The sequence below is a fragment of the Xenorhabdus hominickii genome (assembly GCF_002632725.1).
GTDB lineage: Bacteria > Pseudomonadota > Gammaproteobacteria > Enterobacterales > Enterobacteriaceae > Xenorhabdus > Xenorhabdus hominickii.
This window is the reverse complement of sequence record NZ_NJAI01000026.1, coordinates 1-2,413: the sequence shown is the minus strand read 5'-3', so window position 1 is coordinate 2,413 and position 2,413 is coordinate 1. Positions and strand designations below refer to the sequence as shown.

2 protein-coding genes and 1 tRNA gene are annotated in these 2,413 nt (G+C 41.9%); all 3 read left to right on the top strand.

Translation table 11 applies throughout. The features are described from left to right. Window positions 1–98, top strand: a 98-nt coding sequence (locus Xhom_RS24650; protein ID WP_244590824.1) for an IS1 family transposase, incomplete at its 5' end; no start/stop codon positions are given. A gap of 542 nt (window positions 99–640) precedes the next feature. Further along, window positions 641–716, top strand: a tRNA-Phe gene (locus Xhom_RS24640). Between the two features lie 142 nt (window positions 717–858). Then, complete coding sequence (locus Xhom_RS24635) at window positions 859–2,265, top strand: site-specific DNA-methyltransferase (protein WP_069314961.1); 1,407 nt, start codon at window positions 859–861, stop codon at window positions 2,263–2,265. Window positions 2,266–2,413 lie beyond the last annotated feature (148 nt).

The following is a 2,413-nucleotide window of genomic DNA, read 5'->3' as shown; positions in this document are numbered from 1 at the left end:
TAAAAAGACTGAATAGAAAAACTATCAGTTATTCAAAATCCGAAGAAATGCACGATAAGGTGATAGGAACTTTTATTGAGCGTGAGTACTATTTTTGATATTCAATCTAACTATTTAATACATGACCTGATATGTACACCCAGTACCTTGATAGGACTGTTAATAAAATACAAATCAACAAAATGCCATTTGCTGATGGATATGGAGGGATAGAAATTAAGGATGTTACAGAACATTACTGGTTGAACGTAGTTAAGAAAGTCATTCCTCCTGCTCCTCAAGTAATTCGTCTTTCTTATGTGGGAAATTTTATGTTATACCGCGGAGAAAATATATTAGGCTACTGCCAGTGGAAACATAACTTAACTATGTCAAGTTAAATTGATTTCCCAGCCTCGCACTCGCGGGGCTTCTTGCTATCTACCCGTCGTAAATCCAACTACCAAAGGATATTGGGTAGTTCGGTTAAACCGGATAACGATCATGGTCGGTCAACACCTATATCACTGTTAAATCAATATGTTATATGTGATTTTGGGTGGTATGGTCAACACCTCGATCCCCCTAGATAACTCAACCTGTCGGTCTGACCGACTAGTTCAAATTCAAGGCTGCGCATGGCGTGGCCTTTTTCATTTCTGGAACTTTGGCGTAGAGGGTTCGCGCGGATGCCTGAAGAGCATTAGGACTCGGTTCGATTCCGAGAGGTTCCACCAAATTATCGAAGGTCGCTGAGGCGGCCTTTTTCGTATCTGCAATCCTAACTATTTGATATTCATTCGATGCCGGAATTCCGGTAACGGAATCTATTTATTTTCTGGCCGCACCAACAGAGCGGGAGGCGGAACAGTGAAATACATGGGAAGTAAATCCCGTATCGCCCAAGAAAATGTCGAGCAACTTAAACAACTTTTCCCGGAGGTATTTTCGGAAGGAAAAATTGACTTTGATGCTTTGAAAGCGGTGCTTGGTGAGGCGATTGACGATAGTGACGAACGCTACAACTTTACATGGCAGGGTAAGACTCGCGCACGTCAAATTGCTCAAACTCCATCAACAGGCACGCTACGCCCTTGTAAAGAAGAAAGCGTGAACTGGGATACCACAGGTAACCTTTTTATTGAAGGCGATAATCTTGAAGTGCTTAAAATATTACAAAAGTCTTACCATAAAAAGATAAAGATGATTTATATCGACCCGCCCTATAACACCGGCAAGGATTTTATTTATAAAGATAATTATCGTGATAATTGGCTAAATATGATTTATCCCAGATTAAAATTAGCCCGAAATTTATTATCTGATTATGGAATTATATTTATATCGATAGATGACCATGAGGTGGTTAATCTGTCCAATGTGTGCAATGAAATATTCGGTGAAGATAATCTTATTGAAAGATTTATCTGGCAGAGTGGAAGAACCTCAGCATCTATTTTTACCCGGGAGCATGAATATATTCTGGCCTATGCAAAAGACAGAACGCAATTAACTCATCTTATTTATAAGGGCGATGATAGCCTGATTTCTGACCGGGCAATAAAAAAGGTCAGCGTTAAAAACCCGGCGTCAGAAATAACATTCCCTGCTGGAGTTAGGTTTTTAGGTGAAAATAAAACGTTTTCATCAGTATTTGGAGATAAAGAAGTCGTTGAAGTTACTTCAGGTGTATTTGAATGTAAGAATGGTGTCTTAGCTCGCGAAGTCACGCTAAAAGCGGGCTGGACAATGAAGCGCCAAATCGAAAACTGGCTGTCAGGAAATGACACTGTTGACTCTAAAGGGCAGCAGGTTGTTGAGTTCTTCTTCAAGCCTAACGGTGTTCTTCAGTATGTTAAAAAGCGGGGCACTGAACACCCAAAAACAATCATAACCGGTTTTACCACGAAGCAAGGAAGTAAAGAGGTTGAAGCCCTTCTCGGTTCACCTGTTTTTGATTACCCCAAGCCGACAGGACTGATTGAGCACTTAATGAAGGTCACGGGTAGCGAAGATATCATTCTGGACTTTTTCGCTGGAAGTGGTTCTACCGGTCATGCGGTGTTAAAGCAAAACAAGAAAGATGGCGGCAGAAGAAAGTTTATCTTGGTTCAATTGCCTGAGCCTATTTCAAAGAATGCGGGGGCAACAGCGTATTGCGCTAGAGAGTCAATACCCGAATTGATTTCCCGCATTGCCCTGAAAAGAATAAAACATGCCATCCTGCAAGAAGACGAAACACAGGGTGTTAAGTTTTTCAAATTAGACCCAACAAATACTCACTAACAGGGGCGACCATAGCTCACCCCACGGACGCCCATTGTTCTGATGGGGGGGATTATGAAGATGAAAGAGAATCCTGATTTCTGGGTGCATCTGGGTGACTGGCTCATTTCGATACGAGAGCAAGGCATCGGGGCAGCCCTTGCGGGGT

Coding starts and splice junctions, on each gene's coding strand:
- Xhom_RS24635 (WP_069314961.1), top strand. CDS start 859: ATGGGAAGTAAATCCCGTATCGCCCAAGAAAATGTCGAGCAACTTAAA.